The sequence below is a fragment of the Clostridium sp. CS1-1 genome, from assembly GCF_056135525.1.
Map to the genome: position 1 here is coordinate 924,812 of NZ_CM148680.1, position 16,216 is coordinate 941,027.

The window sequence follows — 16,216 nt, forward strand, 5'->3', positions numbered from 1 at the left end:
AGTATATTTTACACATAAAAATGAATACAATTACTGGGTGATAAGTTAAGTAGTGTAAATATGCGACATAATTGTAGGGGAGAGGTATAGGATGTCACTATTGAGAGAGTACAATAAGCTAAAAGATGAATTCGAAACCTATCAAAAGTTAGCTGAAGATACCATACAAAAACAGAGTATGAAAATCATAGAGTTAGATAAAAAACTAGACATGTTATCCCTTGTAGTAGAAATTAGCGAATATATAAATAGAGGCTTAGGTAATGATGAAATAACTTCAACAATCAATGATATAATGATTGGTATTTTAGGGGTGACTTATTCTAGCGTCTATTTACTAGAGAATAGAAAGTTAAAGTTAAAAGATTCGAATTTAAGTGATACAAGTCATCACTACATTGTAGATGAATTTAACAATAAAAAGGCAAGCAAACTAGACACTAGTTTGATAAATTCAAGTTCAAATATTTGCAACAGCTATGATATAGACATACATTCCTCTATTTTTATGCCCATTTATGTAAAGAATAATATTTTGGGATTAATTATTGTAGAACATAACATTTACAACTATTTAAATGAGGAACATATAACACTATTAACAGCACTTACAAATCATATTGCTATATGTTTAGAAAATAATAGGCTTTATAATCAAATAAAGGATAATTCGCAAAAGGATTATCTTACAGGATTATTTAATAGAAACTATTTCTTTAGTACAATGCAGAAAAAGTATAGAACGGATAAAGAGTCTCTTGCTATAATCATGGTAGATATAGACAACTTTAAATGTTGCAATGATGCTTATGGTCACTTATGTGGTGATGTAGTTATAAGGAAGGTCTGCCAAATTATAAAATCTAATATTAGAAGAGAGGATATTGCAGCAAGATTTGGTGGGGAAGAAATAATAATTTATTTATACGATATTAAAAGTCCTATTGATGTTTATAATAGAATGGAGATAATAAGAAAGACTATAGAAGAAGCTAAAGTTTGTTATAAGGATGCAGAGATAGGAGTAACTGTTTCTATAGGTATTGGTATGAGAGAAGAAGAGGATACTTTGGAACAAACCGTAAGAAAAGCAGATTTTAATCTATATAAAGCAAAACATTTAGGAAAAAATAGAGTAATCTATTAATTTCGGAATATTATTTATAGGTATATAATATTTGGAGATTCCATTTTCAAAAAGAAGGTCTATTACTGGATTAATTTTAAGAATGAACTTTAACTCAAAGCTTTTTACAGAAGCAAAGTTGAAATTATATTTTTGAAATTATAAGTATTAGACCTTCTAATGCTATATGATTGGATTTACAACCATTATGTATCTATGCTAATAGTTGGAGTTTGAGTGTTAAATATATAACACTTATTTGGTAATTATGATAAAATAAGGTTGGGTGATAAATATGAGTACAAAATGGACAGAAGAACAAAGAGAAGCTATTTACACAAAAAATTGTAATCTTTTAGTGGCTGCAGGGGCTGGGGCTGGAAAAACAGCAGTTCTTGTTGAGCGAATAATACAAAGAATAATAGATGGTGAGGAAAATCTAGATATAGACAATTTATTAGTTGTTACATTTACTAATGCGGCAGCGGCAGAAATGAGAGAAAGAATAGGCGATGCAATATCTAGGGAGCTCGAGATAAGACCAGAATCAAGAAAGCTGCAAAGGCAGCTTACGCTGTTAAATCAAGCTAACATAATGACAATGCATTCATTTTGTTTGCAAGTTATAAAAAATAATTTTCATATTATAGATTTAGATCCAGGATTTAGAGTCGCGGATAATACAGAAACTATACTTTTAAAGCAGGAAGCTATAGATGAGCTCTTTGAAGAAAAGTACGAAGAAGTTAACAATGAAGAATTTTTGAGATTAATAGATTCATATGGAGTAAAAAATGATACAAAAGTTCAGGATATGATACTAGGATTATATGAATTTGCTAAAAGCACTCCAACTCCAGAAAAATGGCTTATTATGATGGCTGAAAGATTTAATATAGATAAGGATTTTAGCTTCGGAGATTCAAAATGGTTTAGTATACTCCTAGTGTATTTAAGAACAGAACTTGAGGCCTGTAAATTGAAAATGGAGAAGGCTATCCAAATAATACAAAAGGCAGAGGGAATAGAGCACTATCTAGAAACTTTCAAAGAGGAACTTGAGAATATCTATTCTATAATTAACTGTGAATCCTGGGATGAATTGAGAAAAGAATTTTCAAATTTCAGTTTTGGAAAACTTAGCTCTAAAAGAAATAAAGATGTGGACGCAGAAGCAAAAGAAAAAGTTCAAAAAATGAGAAATGAAGTCAAAGAGAGAATTGGAAAGATAGAGAAAAATATATTTTCAAGTTCAGACAACATAAATATAAATTTAAAAGAGCTATATCCTATGATGAAGTGTCTAACAAAACTCGTTATTCAATTTGATGCAAAGTTCAGTGATAAGAAGAAAGAGAGAGGAGTAGTAGATTTTAGTGATATCGAGCATTTTTGTTTAAGTATACTTACAAAAGAAGATGGGGAAGGAAGTATCAAACCATCTGAAACAGCTTTAGAATACAAGCAGAAATTTGAAGAAATACTTATAGATGAATATCAGGATAGCAATGAAGTGCAGGAAGCTATTATGAATACGATAGCTAATAAGAATGATATTCCTAATATGTTCATGGTAGGAGATGTCAAACAAAGTGTTTATAGATTTAGGCAAGCTAAACCAGAATTATTTTTAAGTAAATATACTAGTTATTCAGATGAACAAGGAAGTAAAGAGAGAAAAATTAAGCTCTTCAAGAATTTTAGAAGTAGACCAGAAATAATTGATGGTGTAAATTATTTGTTCAAACAGATAATGTCTAGAGAGGTTGGAGAACTTGAATATGATGAAGGAGAAGCTCTTATAAGTGGAGCGGAATACCCTGAAATACAATGTAGTAGTGATGATATAGAAATAAAATGCAAGAAAAGTCTAATTGGGGAACAAGTAGATACAAATGGGATAACAACAAGCATATCTTGTATGCAAAATATTTGTGGGGGAGAGATTGAACTACATATAGTTGATAAGAAAAGTAATGAGGTTTTTGAGGCAGCTGAACAGAAGGAAAGTAATGAAAAAGATGATAATTCCGAAGAGGAAGAAGTGCTAGATAACATACAAATAGAAGCAAGGCTTGCTGCAAAAAGAATAAATGAACTTATACACTCACAAGGTAAGGAACAGTTTAATGTATATGACAAAGATATCAAAGGCTATAGACCTGTTAGATATAAGGATATAGTTATACTTATGCGTGCCACATCAAAGTGGGCACCTACTTTTGTGGATGAACTCACAGGTGAAGGGATACCAGTATTTGCTGACACCGCTACTGGATATTTCGAAGCTGTTGAGATAAGGACGATTATGTCACTGCTTCAAATTATAGATAATCCTATTCAGGATATACCGCTAATTTCAGTATTACGTTCTCCAATAGAGTCTTTTTCACCAGAGGAGTTAATGGATATTAGAATGGTAAACAAAGAACTGTCCTTTTATGAAGTGATGAAGTCAATATCAAGAGAAGATGAGGCAACAGATAATATCGAAGTAGATATAGTGACAGAGTTTGTGGAGTCATATAATAACGAAAAGCTAATTAGTGAAATGAAATTTGAAGATAGTAATCAGATTAGCTACAATCTGGAGCACATTAGTGAAGGTTTGCGAAGCAAAGTAAAAAGGTTTTTAAATAAATTAAATAAATGGAGAAGAAAAGTTATACATATGCCTATAGACGAATTCATATGGTATTTATATATTGAAACCGGTTATTATGGTTTTGCTGGTGCCATGCCAGGAGGGCCACAAAGACAGGCTAATTTAAGAATTCTTTTTGAGAGAGCTAAACAATATGAAAAAACTAGTTATAAGGGACTTTTTAATTTTATAAATTTTGTTAATAAGCTTAAAAATAGCAGTGGGGATATGGGAAGCGCAAAAACTTTAGGTGAAAATGAAGATGTGGTTAGGATCATGAGTATACATAAAAGTAAAGGCTTAGAATTCCCAGTTGTGATACTTGCAAGTAGTGGCAAGAATTTTAACCTGATGGATGTAAATAAGAGCATATTATTCCATAGTGAATTAGGACTTGGACCTGACTATGTAAATCCAGATAGGAGAATATCTTATCCTACAATCGTAAAAGAAGTACTAAAGAGGAAGATAAAAATTGAAACTCTTTCTGAGGAAATGAGAATTTTATATGTTGCATTCACAAGAGCTAAAGAAAAGTTAATAATAACAGGAATGGTAAATGATATAGCAAAAACAGCAGAGAAATGGTTTGAAGCAGCAGATACAGATAGTAATAAAATTTCAGAATATATAGCAGGAACTGCAAAAAATTATTTAGACTGGATAGGGCCAGCTATAATTAGACATCCTTGTGGGAAAGAACTAAGGGATATTTCAAAAGATGGGGAAAAAATTTACTTGGTTCAAGATACTTCAATTTGGAGTGTAAAAACTTGGAATAAAGAAGAGTTTAAGAATAAGAACCAGGAAGATGAAATTGATGAAGATATAATTAAAGAGATAGAAAGTGCTAATTTGATTGGAGATATCAGCGCATATAATGAAGAAATAAGAAGAAGACTGAGTTGGGAATATAAATATAAGGAAGCGAGTAATATACCTGCTAAATTTTCAGTATCTGAATTAAAAAGAAGATTTACATTAGTTGACGTAGAGGACAGTAGTGTTGTTGTCAACTCTACAACGTTAAAAAAGCCTAGCTTTATAAAGGAAAATAAAGATTTATCTCCAGTGGAAAAAGGTACAATAATGCATCTAGTAATGCAGCATCTGGATTTAGCGAAAGTTTCATCTTATGATGAAATAGAGGAACAGATAAGCAGCTTAATAAATAAAGAGTTTATTACAGAAGAGCAATCAAAAATTGTACAGATAGATAAAATATTAAGGTTTTTTGAGTCTGATTTGGGTCAAAGGATGAAAAAAGCTAAAAATATTTATAGAGAAACTCCATTTTTCATGGAACTTCCATGCACGGAGTTGTATAGAAATCTACCAGAAACATATAAAGATGAAAAAGTATTAATTCAAGGTGTAATAGATTGCTACTTTGAAGAGAATAATGAATTAGTCCTTTTAGACTATAAAACAGATTTTGCGTTAGATTCAGATGCAATAAAAGAAAAATATTCTATTCAACTTTATTATTACAAAAGAGCACTGGAGAAGATGACCGGTAAAGCTGTTAAGAATACATATATATATTTATTTTTTAGAGATAAAGTTGTGGAAATGTAATTAGTGACTTGAAATTCAATTCTAAGGGGATGGGAATATGAAGATAAAAGTGATAGGTATAGGTATATCATTATTTGTAAGTATATTTTTAATAACTGGCATAACTATAGCATATATTTCAAAAATCACACTTTATAATATACTAATTAAAGTTTTAAATAAACAGGAGGATATAGCTAGTATAGTATCTCAGTTTAATATAAAAAATACAATATTTATACTAACAGTAGTGGTAGCTTGCGGTATATTCGCCTTTGCAATATGTTTATTGATTTTTAACAGATTGTTTAGCAATATGCAGAGAGTTAATAAGGATTTGCACAAAATATCAGAAGGAGAGTTATCAATAAGAGTTAAGAATTACGGAGCACTAGATGGTTTAGCTAAGATGATAAATCTTATCGTTAGAAATACTAAAAAGATTCTATGCGAGATATACGAAGTTTCTCAAAAAAATAGAGATTTGTCTTCAGTTTTACAGGAAAATATAAATAGAACTGAAGAAGCATCAATGGAGATAGCTCAATCTGTAGAATCTATAAATGAATCCACTTACAAACAATCGGAAGATGCAGTATCCACAGGGGAAAGTGCAAGACAAATGGCTGAAAATGCAGAAGTAATAGCTAAACATGCTGAATGTACAAAACAAACTGCAGAAGAAATGATTAACGTGATAAAGGAAAATGGAGATATACTTGATCGTATAATAAATAAAATGAAGAGTGTAAGGGGAGTTAGTACAAAATTAGTTTCTAATGCTCATGTTCTTCAAGGTAAAGCTGAACAAATAAATAATATAGCTTTTGTAGTAACAGACTTGAGCAATAAAACAAATCTTTTGTCATTAAATGCAGCCATCGAAGCGGCCCGTGCAGGTGAACATGGCAAGGGATTTACAGTGGTGGCCGAAGAAGTAAGAAAACTAGCAGAACAATCATCGAGATCAGCGGGGGAGATTAGAAAGCTTATTGAGGATATAAATGAGAAAATTGCTCAGATAACCAATGAAGCTAATCAACAGGAAGTATATATAATTGAGGATATACAATTTGCAGAGCAGTCTAAGCAGTCCTTTAACAAAATAAGCCAATCAACAAATTCAACATATCAGGCTGTAAATGAAATATCTTCGTTAGCAAAAGATACATCTTTTATGGCAATCAATGTTAACGAGCTAGTAAATAATATTATTTGCACAACACAGGAAGCATTAGCATTTACAGAGGAAGTTTCTGCTGCAACGGATGAACAGACAGCTTTAATGCAAGAGGTTACCGATTTAATAATAAAAACAAATAAAACTGTAGACGATATAGATATAAAACTTAAGGGATTTATTAATAATATTAAAATAGGAAAAAGTGAAAAAATGATTATTAAAGAAGGGTTTGACAAACTTAAGTGGATATCAAATGAGGTTAACCTGAAGAATTTAAAATTAGATAAGGCTTCAAGCTTTCTATTAGAGCAAAAAAAAGCTTTTAGTGAATTTGAATACATAGGAATAATAGATTCTGAGGGGATAATGAAATCGGCTAGTGACCCTATACTAAAAGATAATAACAATTTTTCTTTCAGACCATATTTCAAGGAGGCTATTCAAGGAAAGGAATACTATACAGATCCTTATATATCAAATGTTTCCTTTAACTACTGCATAGCTATTGCAATGCCTCTTAAGGATTTGAATGGCAAAATAAAGGGTGTCATTATGGCTGATATATGCATAGAACACTAACATTAAAATAGTAATTTAATGATAATCAATACAATTTTAGGGGAAAATTTTGTTAAATGAAGCAATTTAATCAATGTAATAAAAGCAATGCAATAAATTTATTGTGATAAATTGTTATTTAAGGATAATAGTGATATAATTTGTATAGATAATAATATAATGGTTATAGTTAGAGGAGGCTGGAAAATGTCAAAGGTTGTTGAAAAGTTTCTAAAGTATGTAAAGATTGACACTAAGTCAGATGAGGAGTCTACTACAGTACCAAGTACTTCAAAACAATTAGTATTAGCAGAAGAGTTAGTTAAAGAATTAAAAGAGATTGGAATGAGTGATGTATCTGTTGACAATAATGGATATGTTATGGCTACATTACCAGGAAATGTTGATAAAAATGTTCCTGTAATCGGTTTTATAGCGCATATGGATACAAGTCCAGAAATATCTGGTGCTAATGTAAATCCTAAAATTGTTGAAAATTATGATGGAGAAGACATTGTATTAAATGAAGAACAAAACATAGTTCTTCGTGTTTCAGAATCTCCAGAGTTAAAAGATTACATAGGTAAAACTTTAATTACTACTGATGGAACAACTCTTCTTGGAGCTGATGATAAAGCTGGAATTGCTGAAATAATGGCAGCTGTAGAGTATTTAATAGAGCATCCAGAGATTAAACATGGAGATATTCGTGTTGGATTTACTCCAGATGAAGAAGTTGGACGTGGAGCTGATCACTTTGATGTTAAAAAGTTTAATGCGGATTTAGCTTATACTATAGACGGTGGTGTAATTGGAGAATTAGAGTATGAAAACTTCAATGCAGCTAGTGCTAAGGTTGCTATAAGCGGAAGAAGCTACCATCCTGGTTCTTCTAAAGGCAAAATGATTAACTCAATGCTTGTAGCAAATGAATTCATTAGTATGCTTCCAGCAAATGAAACTCCAGCTACTACAGAAGGTTATGAGGGCTTCTATCATTTGTTAGGTGTAAACGGTGCAATTGAAAAGACTACTCTTAGCTATATAATCAGAGATTTTGATGGAGAAAACTTTGAGAAAAGAAAAACTTTCATTGAGAACATAGTTAAGTACTTAAATGGAAAGTACGGAAAAGATTTTGTGATAATAGAAATAAAAGATCAATATAGAAACATGAGAGAAATGGTTGAACCTGTAAAATATATTGTAGATATCGCTTTCGAAGCAATGGAATCAGTAGGTATAAAGCCGTTAGTTAGACCTATAAGAGGTGGTACAGACGGATCAAGACTTTCATTCATGGGACTTCCAACACCAAACATATTTACTGGCGGACATAACTTCCATGGTAGATTTGAATATATCTCAACACATTCTATGGAAAAAGCTGTTGAGGTTATAGTTAAAATAGCACAAATATACTCTGAAAGAGATAAATAAAAAATACAAATTTAAAGACTACAATTTTCTTTTAAGAACTCAAACAAAGTTGAGGTGTTTAAACACCTCAACAATTAACGCCTACTTAATAATTCTAGTCTTCCTAAAGGCATATCCGAAGTATCATCTATTATCAATTCAACTACCATTGGTTTATCAAATTCATAGTCATTTAATAAATTTAAATCGGATAGACTTCTAATTTTCAGGCACTCCATACCTAGTCCTTCAGCTATCTTATGAACATCCATATATTTGTCTTCAAAACACTTTGGATGTCTTCCGTGAATTAAATCGTGACCAATTCTTACATACTCAAGAGCCGAGTTATTTAAAACTATCGTTAGAATAGGCAAGTTGTATCTGTTTATTGTAGGCAATTCTCCCGCATAATTCATTAAGAATGAACCGTCACCAACTAGAGTAACTACAGGTCTTTCTCTATCTATAAAACTTGCACCTATAGCACCTATTGACGACCCCATGCAAGCTCTAAGAGTGTTACAATAAAAATCGCCTTTTTCCGATATATTTAAGAATTTATAAGAATAATGCATACTTGTACCCATGTCACTAATGTACAATGTATTATCAGGAAGCATATTACCTAATTCTTCATAAACATCCCTTAAACATAACCCATTTGTTTTTTCTGTTGGTTTATTTAAATAAGATTTTTCAAATGTTCTACATTTTTGTTTTACCTTTTCTGTTAAATGATTTAATGCAAACTTCAAATCTGAAATTATACTTATATCAGCATTGTAGCCCTTATTAAACGTACTTGGATCGTTGTCTATGTGAATTAAGGTTCTATTTTCTGTTAGACGTTTATCAAAATTTAAAGTAGCCATAGCACTTAATTGGGTTCCTAGAGCTATTACTACATCTATACTTTTATCATTTAAAACAATCTCATTAGCTATATCTGTACCAGGAAATCCAAAGTTACCTAAGCTTAGAGGATGATGTTCATTAACTACTCCTTTGCCTCCTGCAGTTGTAACCATCTTATAATCTAATTTTTCAGCTAGAGATATTACTTCTGTCGATAATCCCCTACATCCTCCACCAACTATTATTAACCCGTGTTTGCTTTCATTAAGTGTTAGTATTGTCTTATCAAATTGTTTTAAGCTATCTTTTATCTCTAATACTTCTGCTGCGTCTAAATCTTGTCCTGAGAATTCTTCTTTTAATATATTTAAAGGTATTCCAATATGAACAGGACCTCTAGGTGGAGTCATTGCTATTTCTATAGCTTTCTTTAGCTCCTTTAAAACTTCACTTTCATATTTTATAACTTTATTATATTTAACGGCACTATCCAATAATCTATGTGCTTCAAAATCATGCATAGCTCCTAAACCTTGTTCTGGCTGGTTGACATAACCACTTAGCACTAGAATAGGTGATTTTGACTCTTTCGCTTGTAGAATACCATTCATTGCATTAGGAATGCCAACTGCACCTGACACAAGACAAACTCCTAATTTACCACCTAATTTAGAATACATCTCCGCTGAAAAACTTGCACAACTTTCATTACTCACTCTTACGAGTTCGATTTCTTTCATATCTAATAATGTATCTACTATAGGGCTAAATGTAGAGCATGGAGTACTAAATATTTGTTTTACTCCGTTTTTACCTAAATAGTTAGTTATAATCTCTGATACTTTAGCATTGGCTTTATCTTCATTGATTTCCTTATTGAACTCTTTTATTAGCTCTCCACATTTATCAATAACTTCCTGAGTAAACTCATTAAGCTTAAAGAAGTCTGGTATACAAATTAGACTATTAACTATACCATCATTATTATAAAGTGGATAAACAACTAAGCTATATATTCCAAAAGCTCTAAATGCAGGTGAAGCTAAAGGGTCATTTGGAACATCATAAATATAAACAGTCTCCCCTTTAACTATTCTCTTGAGAACTATATCATCTGATATTTTTAGTCCTTCTTTCATTTCAGCATGTGTTGCTTTCCATTGAGCATCACCTATCATATCACTACCCATCATATAAATTGGTTTTAGATGATTTCCATCAAAATGATGATAGTTTATATTGCCAACGCCACAAACCTCATACAATTTATCATACAGTTTTTTTACTTTATTAATGCTTATCATACGGTACTCCTTCTTTCTAAAAATTACTTAAATAATAATAGGTGATATATAATATCACCCACTAACATTAAAATCCTATACTATTTGCATGACTTAATGCTTCTTCCATTGTTGTAAAATATTTATCTTCTAAAATACGACTTCCTATTTTTTCTTTATCTTTTAAAGAATTACTTATTTGCATTTTAACTATTGCCTTATCTGCAACTACTATTGCACAAACTAACCCATTATCTTTACACCATTTAAGATGTTGTGCCATAGGCTCTGTAACTGAGGACATACCATACTCTCTCATGTCTACTATTTTAACCCATTTACCCATTTGTTTTATATGTGGAGCAAGGTCCTTTTCATAAGCGTTCATATATTCTCTGTAGTCATCTTCTTTCCATAAGCCTTTAACAATTTCATAAACTCTTTTTTGCCCTGACTTTATTTCTAATTTTCCTTCACAGAGTCTTCCTTTTAATTCTTTTGTTATTGCCATAATGATTTTCCTCCAGATATTTATTTTTTATTTTAATTTATAAAATAGTAACTAATACTTATAACTGAATATGAAGTTTTTTATATAAAGCTTCAATTTAGTGATATATATTTCTAATAATTATATTATTATGTGACATATTAATTCCATAAATCCTAAATTTTACTCACTTTTATAAAAATTATAACATATTTTCCATAATTATATTACAAAATTCTCTTTAAAATAGCAATTATTTTTCGACATTATATTACATGGGTTTTAATTTTATATAGAAAAAATAAAATAAATTGTATTTCCTGAAATTTGATACATCACAACCTAACTGTATGCTGTAATAGTCTTTACTTTTAAGGAAATATAAGCTTAGACTGAGGGGTAGTGTATCTAAATTCTCTTAGGTATTCTTCATAGTCCCAATCTTCATGAAACTTTGCAGCACTTCTGTAACCAGATTTGAAAAGTTTTAGAGTTTTTCCACTAGATAGGTTGAAGTCTGTAGGTGCAATCCCTAAGGTTGGAATAAGTATTGTTCTAACTAAATTTTCCCTCTTTAGCCATTCTCTGTTTTTTTCAGCGGATATGGTATTTGCTATATCAAATAAAAATGATATGGGGTCAGTTTTGCCTTGTTTTGTATTACTTATTTCCGGACTGTCAAATTTAAATCCTATAGTAGGCCATCTAGGAGTGCCCTGAACGTCAAATATATTTATAGGAAAGTTGCAACAAACAGCTCCGTCTACCACGTAGCTTATTCCATCAGCATGCACAAATTCTACTGGTTTAAAGTAAAATGGAATGCTTATACTCATTCTTACAGCTTTAGCGATAGAAAATTTCATGGGGTTTATTCCGTAATCAGGTAGGTCATCTGGAAGTATTAAAATTTTTCGCCGTGTTATGTCTGCAGCTATTATTTTAAGTTTGCATTCACCATTGAAGGTTACGTCTTTAAATCGTCTTACTCCTTTTGCCTTTAGTAGTTTGTGTATCCATTCCTCCACATAGTCACCGGAGTATATTCCTTTTTCCACTAAAAATCCTAGAGCTTTTCCGAGAACAGGTAGCCTTTGGAGACCATTTTTGTCTAAGAAATCTCTAAAATCCATATCAGATAATATTTTTTTCATTTCTCTAGCTGTATAACCAGCTGCTACGAGAGAAGCAATTACAGCACCAACAGAAGTTCCAGCAACTCTTTCCCATTCATAGCCCTTAGATTCCATATAGGTTAAGGCACCTACTATACCTATGCCCCTCATACCTCCACCTTCAAAAACAGCATCTGCCTTCATAATGAACACCTCACTCTATTATCTAAATTATTCAATGGAACCATTTATGTGAATTGAGAATATATATATATAATATTATTGGATGTTTAGAAAGGTTATATCAAATTTGAAAAAATTATTATAATATGTCAAATGCTTCTAGTATACAAAAAATTGTAAATGTGATATATTAAAGGAATGTTTCAAATAACAAAAAATGTATTTAATAAGTCATTATTAAGAGAACTTTAAAAAATTATCAACTTTTAAAAAACAGGAGGTAGTATTTATGAATAAAAACAAGGGTTTTCAAATTCCAATGGATGTTATTGAGGAATGCTTAAAAGAGTGTTTGGATAACGTTAATAAGGAAAATGGAAAAGAAAAAACAAGTTCAGTTAGCAATAGATAGCCAGAACTTGTTATTTTTAATTATTTACATTTCTATATTCGATTATTAAAATGAGTACTTCTTTTCAATCTTTCTAAACATCAGTACCAATAATGATGTAATTAAAAGGTATATGGCAGCAGCTATTATAAATGGTGTGATGGTGAAGTCTCTAGTTACTACTTCTTTAGCAGCTCTGAGCAAGTCGCCAATACCAATAGCTGCAACTAATGCCGTGTCTTTTATAAGGTTTATTGCTTCATTACAAACAGGGGGAATTACATTCCTTGCTGCTTGTGGAAGTATTATTGTTATCATTGTCTGTCTATAATTCATTCCAAGTGCTTTAGCAGCCTCAAACTGTCCTTTATCAACTGACTCAATACCAGCTCTAAAGGTTTCAGCTAGGTATGCTGCGTAATTTACTGTAAAAGCTAAGCTGGCAGCAGTTAATGGTGATAATCTTATACCTATTACAGGAAGCCCAAAGTATGTGAAGAAAAGTTGTAGTAGCAGAGGAGTACCTCTAAAAGCCCAAGTATAAAAGCTTAGAACAACATTCAAAGGTTTTATTTTTAAATTTTTACCAATAGCTACTAACATTCCTAAGGGGACTGAAAAAACTGCAACTATTGCAAATAATTCTATAGTTAATATGCTTCCTTTTAGTATAAATCCTGTAACGTTCATAAGATCAGCCATTAAAATCACTTCCTAACTTTATTTTGTAACAATATCTTTGCCAAACCATTTTTGTGATATCTTATCTGCAGTTCCATCAGCTTTCATTGCATCTAAAGTTTTATCAAGTTCTTCCTTAAATGCTTTATCAGTTTTTCTTATACCAACACCATAATCTTCTTTTCCAAAATCCTCATCAAGAACTTTATATAGCCCTGGTTTCTTTGCTATGTAGTATCTTCCAACTACTTCATCAACAACTACTGCATCTAAACGACCTTGATTTAAGTCCATTAAAGCCTCTGTATTATTTGAATATTTTCTAGTTTCCTTCAATCCATTTGAAACCTCTTTATCAGAAGTTAATGCAGTCTCACTACTGCTGCCTAATTGGATACCAACTGTTTTACCAGCTAAATCTTTTTTACCTTTTATTGTAGAGTCGTTTTTTACAACTATTATTTGCTTATTTTGAAGATATACTTTTGAGAAGTCTATTTGCTTTTGCCTTTCTGGAGTAATAGTTAAACCGTTCCAAATAACATCTATATCTTTGTTATTTAAGCTTAGCAATACACCGTCCCATTGAACTGGTTTAAACACAACTTTTACGCCCATTCTCTTACCAACTTCTTTTGCAAGGTCTATATCGAATCCAACAATTTCTCCTTTATCATCTTTAAACCCCATTGGAGGGAAGCTATCATCTAGGCCTACAACGAATTCACCTTTTTGTTTGATTTCGCTTAAAGACTTATCTTGAGCCTGGCCACCATTTGCTTGCTTACTATTTCCACAACCAGAAAGTAAAAGTCCAAGTGATAGTACTGCTATAGTTAAAATTCCAAATTTCTTTTTCATTTTTAAAACCTCCATTTAATTAATTGTTTGCTTGATTACAATGCTTATTATACTTTAGCATGGTGAATTTGTAAAGTAGTAAAATTTAGTTTATAGATATTTATTTTATCCGATGACCACCTGCCTTAATACCCCAACGAACTCTGTTAATAAGTATCAGGTGGAGTTAAAATTCCATATGATTCCAAGTAAAATAGGGGACAGCTCACAAATTTTCACTGATTTAATGAGAAAAATTGTGAACTGTCCCCTTATATAAGAAAAATGAAGACTAAGTATATTATATTTTTAGTAGTTTAGCTGCAGATCTTATATCTTGCTTTCCTAAAATAGCAGATATAACAGAAATTCCATCTACACCTGTAGAGAGTACTTCTTTAAAGTTTCTTTCATTTATGCCGCCTATTGCTACAGCAGGGATATTTATATTATTATAAATATGCTTTAAGTATTCTATGCCTATAGGTGGATCTATATCTTTTTTTGTTCCAGTATAAAATACAGCACCAATGCCAAGATAGTCTGCACCATCTCTTTGTGCTTCTAAAGCTTCGTCTAAGGTTCCGGTGGATATCCCTATGATTTTATCATTACCCAGTATTTTTCTAGCAATCTTTATAGGCATATCATCTTGTCCAAGGTGAACTCCATCAGCATTAATAGCTTGAGCAATATCTATTCTATCATTAATTATAAGTGGAATTTTGTAATAATCGGTTACTTCTTTTACATCTAAGGCTACCCTATAAAACTCTCTTGTAGAGATATCTTTTTCTCTAACTTGAATTATCGTAACTCCTCCAAGTATAGATTCTTCTACTACAGTTTTTAAGTTTCTTCCACTTAGAAAGCTTCTATCAGTTATAAGATATAAGCTGTAGTCTATCTCCATATTATTCTTCCTTCTTTCATTAGTTTTTCTTCTGTTAATGTATAAATACAGTCAATTAGCTTCACTCTAAAACTTCCAGGGAATTTAGCTATCTCGTAAGCTTCTTCGCCAGCTAAATTCATTGAAAGTACTGCTGTTACAGTAGATATAAACTTATCTTCTGATGCTCCTGCAGTTCCACCACAAAGGGCACCAACCATACAACCAGCACCAGTAATCTTAGTTAGCATCTCTGTACCATTTTTAATAATCGCACTGCGAGTTCCATCAGTTATATAGTCCTCTTTTCCAGTTGCAGCAACCACACAATTATGTTTTTGAGCTAATTTTATACAAGCCTCCAAGGCACCTTCACCGCTATCCAATGAATCAACTCCACGAACTTCTGAATCAACTCCAGCTAAGAATTTTATTTCGCCTACGTTTCCTTTTATAACATCAACTCTTCCAAGTTCTAAAATTCTATTTATTACAGAAAGTTTTCTTGGAATAGCAGCGCAAGCTACTGGATCCAAGACTACTGGCACATTATTTACTTTTGCGGATATACTTGCAAGTACTGAAGCCTCTTCTTGTTCCTTAGTTAAAGTACCTACATTTATATAAAGTGCAGAAGATATTTTTGTAAAGTCAAAGACTTCATCATAAGCTTCACACATAGCAGGAGATGCACCATAGGATAAAAGGATATTAGCACAGTCATTTATTGTTACATAGTTAGTTATGCATTGAACAAGAGGTACTCTATTTCTTAGGTTTGAGAGTACATTAGAAACCTCTCTTAGATATAACTCTTCTTTTTCATTAATAGTATTTGTCATTTTTTATGCCTCACCTTCATTTTTAAATTTTGGATACATTTACGAACTTTTATAAGTATTTATTGACTGTTGCTAGCCTCCTAAATATGATTTAATATTTTATTTTAGTTGAACCTCGGAAGAAAAACTCAACTAGAACAACTAAATTACATAT

The 16,216-nt window shown here is 31.4% G+C and carries 12 protein-coding genes; 5 read left to right on the forward strand and 7 right to left on the reverse strand.

Features of this window, described 5'->3' with window-relative positions:
• Positions 1 to 91: 91 nt before the first annotated feature.
• The 4 genes from AC0N0V_RS04120 (at position 92) to pepT (ending at position 8,508) form a co-directional block, all read left to right on the forward strand.
• On the forward strand, positions 92 to 1,147 hold the full coding sequence (locus tag AC0N0V_RS04120; RefSeq protein WP_474462279.1) for a sensor domain-containing diguanylate cyclase: 1,056 nt from the start codon (positions 92 to 94) through the stop codon (positions 1,145 to 1,147).
• Positions 1,148 to 1,421: 274 nt separating this feature from the next.
• On the forward strand, positions 1,422 to 5,348 hold the full coding sequence (gene addA / locus AC0N0V_RS04125; RefSeq protein WP_474462280.1) for a helicase-exonuclease AddAB subunit AddA: 3,927 nt from the start codon (positions 1,422 to 1,424) through the stop codon (positions 5,346 to 5,348).
• A 37-nt stretch (positions 5,349 to 5,385) separates the two neighbouring features.
• Complete coding sequence (locus AC0N0V_RS04130; RefSeq protein ID WP_474462281.1) at positions 5,386 to 7,089, forward strand: methyl-accepting chemotaxis protein; 1,704 nt, start codon at positions 5,386 to 5,388, stop codon at positions 7,087 to 7,089.
• Between the two features lie 186 nt (positions 7,090 to 7,275).
• Positions 7,276 to 8,508 (forward strand): peptidase T, encoded by a 1,233-nt coding sequence (gene pepT / locus AC0N0V_RS04135; RefSeq protein ID WP_474462282.1) that lies wholly within the window; start codon positions 7,276 to 7,278, stop codon positions 8,506 to 8,508.
• A gap of 74 nt (positions 8,509 to 8,582) precedes the next feature.
• Here pepT and AC0N0V_RS04140 read toward each other — a convergent pair whose 3' ends face one another.
• The 3 genes from AC0N0V_RS04140 to AC0N0V_RS04150 form a co-directional block, all read right to left on the reverse strand.
• Complete coding sequence (locus AC0N0V_RS04140) at positions 8,583 to 10,649, reverse strand: thiamine pyrophosphate-binding protein (protein ID WP_474462283.1); 2,067 nt, start codon at positions 10,647 to 10,649, stop codon at positions 8,583 to 8,585.
• A 67-nt stretch (positions 10,650 to 10,716) separates the two neighbouring features.
• Entirely contained in the window at positions 10,717 to 11,139 is a 423-nt protein-coding gene (locus tag AC0N0V_RS04145) for a hypothetical protein (protein WP_474462285.1), read from the reverse strand.
• A 350-nt stretch (positions 11,140 to 11,489) separates the two neighbouring features.
• Complete coding sequence (locus tag AC0N0V_RS04150; protein WP_474462286.1) at positions 11,490 to 12,437, reverse strand: patatin-like phospholipase family protein; 948 nt, start codon at positions 12,435 to 12,437, stop codon at positions 11,490 to 11,492.
• Between the two features lie 268 nt (positions 12,438 to 12,705).
• Between AC0N0V_RS04150 and AC0N0V_RS04155 the strand changes: the two genes are divergently transcribed.
• Entirely contained in the window at positions 12,706 to 12,828 is a 123-nt protein-coding gene (locus AC0N0V_RS04155) for a hypothetical protein (protein ID WP_474462287.1), read from the forward strand.
• 45 nt (positions 12,829 to 12,873) lie between these two features.
• Here the strand turns inward: AC0N0V_RS04155 and AC0N0V_RS04160 are convergent, their stop codons facing one another.
• The 4 genes from AC0N0V_RS04160 to thiM all read right to left on the reverse strand — a co-directional run bounded on the left by AC0N0V_RS04160 (position 12,874) and on the right by thiM (position 16,062).
• Positions 12,874 to 13,509, reverse strand: coding sequence for an amino acid ABC transporter permease (locus AC0N0V_RS04160; protein WP_474462289.1), 636 nt, complete (start codon positions 13,507 to 13,509; stop codon positions 12,874 to 12,876).
• 18 nt (positions 13,510 to 13,527) lie between these two features.
• Positions 13,528 to 14,349, reverse strand: a complete 822-nt coding sequence (locus AC0N0V_RS04165; RefSeq protein WP_474462290.1) for an amino acid ABC transporter substrate-binding protein — start codon at positions 14,347 to 14,349, stop codon at positions 13,528 to 13,530.
• A 280-nt stretch (positions 14,350 to 14,629) separates the two neighbouring features.
• A complete protein-coding gene (gene thiE / locus AC0N0V_RS04170; protein WP_474462291.1) occupies positions 14,630 to 15,241 on the reverse strand; it encodes a thiamine phosphate synthase in 612 nt (203 codons plus the stop codon).
• Positions 15,232 to 16,062 (reverse strand): hydroxyethylthiazole kinase, encoded by an 831-nt coding sequence (gene thiM, locus AC0N0V_RS04175; RefSeq protein ID WP_474462292.1) that lies wholly within the window; start codon positions 16,060 to 16,062, stop codon positions 15,232 to 15,234. Before thiM ends, thiE begins: the two co-directional genes overlap by 10 nt.
• Positions 16,063 to 16,216 lie beyond the last annotated feature (154 nt).

Excerpts from the sequence above, each read along its gene's own strand:
- AC0N0V_RS04120 (WP_474462279.1), top strand. The coding sequence starts at position 92 with ATGTCACTATTGAGAGAGTACAATAAGCTAAAAGATGAATTCGAAACC.
- addA (WP_474462280.1), top strand. The coding sequence starts at position 1,422 with ATGAGTACAAAATGGACAGAAGAACAAAGAGAAGCTATTTACACAAAA.
- AC0N0V_RS04130 (WP_474462281.1), top strand. The coding sequence starts at position 5,386 with ATGAAGATAAAAGTGATAGGTATAGGTATATCATTATTTGTAAGTATA.
- pepT (WP_474462282.1), top strand. The coding sequence starts at position 7,276 with ATGTCAAAGGTTGTTGAAAAGTTTCTAAAGTATGTAAAGATTGACACT.
- AC0N0V_RS04140 (WP_474462283.1), bottom strand. The coding sequence starts at position 10,649 with ATGATAAGCATTAATAAAGTAAAAAAACTGTATGATAAATTGTATGAG.
- AC0N0V_RS04145 (WP_474462285.1), bottom strand. The coding sequence starts at position 11,139 with ATGGCAATAACAAAAGAATTAAAAGGAAGACTCTGTGAAGGAAAATTA.
- AC0N0V_RS04150 (WP_474462286.1), bottom strand. The coding sequence starts at position 12,437 with ATGAAGGCAGATGCTGTTTTTGAAGGTGGAGGTATGAGGGGCATAGGT.
- AC0N0V_RS04155 (WP_474462287.1), top strand. The coding sequence starts at position 12,706 with ATGAATAAAAACAAGGGTTTTCAAATTCCAATGGATGTTATTGAGGAA.
- AC0N0V_RS04160 (WP_474462289.1), bottom strand. The coding sequence starts at position 13,509 with ATGGCTGATCTTATGAACGTTACAGGATTTATACTAAAAGGAAGCATA.
- AC0N0V_RS04165 (WP_474462290.1), bottom strand. The coding sequence starts at position 14,349 with ATGAAAAAGAAATTTGGAATTTTAACTATAGCAGTACTATCACTTGGA.
- thiE (WP_474462291.1), bottom strand. The coding sequence starts at position 15,241 with ATGGAGATAGACTACAGCTTATATCTTATAACTGATAGAAGCTTTCTA.
- thiM (WP_474462292.1), bottom strand. The coding sequence starts at position 16,062 with ATGACAAATACTATTAATGAAAAAGAAGAGTTATATCTAAGAGAGGTT.